This is a genomic window from Bradyrhizobium sp. NBAIM03 (assembly GCF_020194055.1).
In the GTDB taxonomy this organism is placed as follows: Bacteria; Pseudomonadota; Alphaproteobacteria; order Rhizobiales; family Xanthobacteraceae; genus Bradyrhizobium; species Bradyrhizobium yuanmingense.
Genome location: NZ_JADYVS010000179.1, coordinates 1 through 433, shown reverse-complemented (window position 1 = coordinate 433; position 433 = coordinate 1). Strand labels below are relative to the sequence as shown.

The following is a 433-nucleotide window of genomic DNA, read 5'->3' as shown; positions in this document are numbered from 1 at the left end:
GCGCATGACGTGCCGTGCACATGCCGCGCAAGCGGCCGGAGGATCGCATGTACACCCAAAGCCTCGACCAACCCGGCGGTTTGCCAACGGAGCAGGAATTGGCCGCCGCCTCTCAAGGCGAAGCCGATTTGCAGGCGCGCTTCGATGCACGCATCGGGGCCGACCAAAAAATCGAGCCGCAAGACTGGATGCCGGCGCCGTACCGCAAGACGCTGCTGCGGCAAATTTCGCAGCACGCGCACTCCGAGGTGGTCGGCATGCTGCCGGAAGGCAATTGGATCAGCCGGGCGCCGTCGCTCAAGCGCAAGGCCATCCTCCTGGCCAAGGTGCAGGACGAAGCGGGCCACGGCCTTTATCTCTATTCCGCCGCAGAAACGCTCGGCAGTTCGCGCGACGAGATGATCGACGCGCTGCACGAAGGCCGGGCGAAGTA

The 433-nt window shown here is 64.9% G+C and carries 1 protein-coding gene; it reads left to right on the top strand.

All coding sequences use genetic code 11. The features are described 5' to 3' along the window. Positions 1–47: 47 nt before the first annotated feature. A partial coding sequence (locus tag I6F21_RS37980; RefSeq protein WP_172963706.1) for a Phenylacetic acid catabolic protein occupies positions 48–433 on the top strand: 386 nt, incomplete at its 3' end.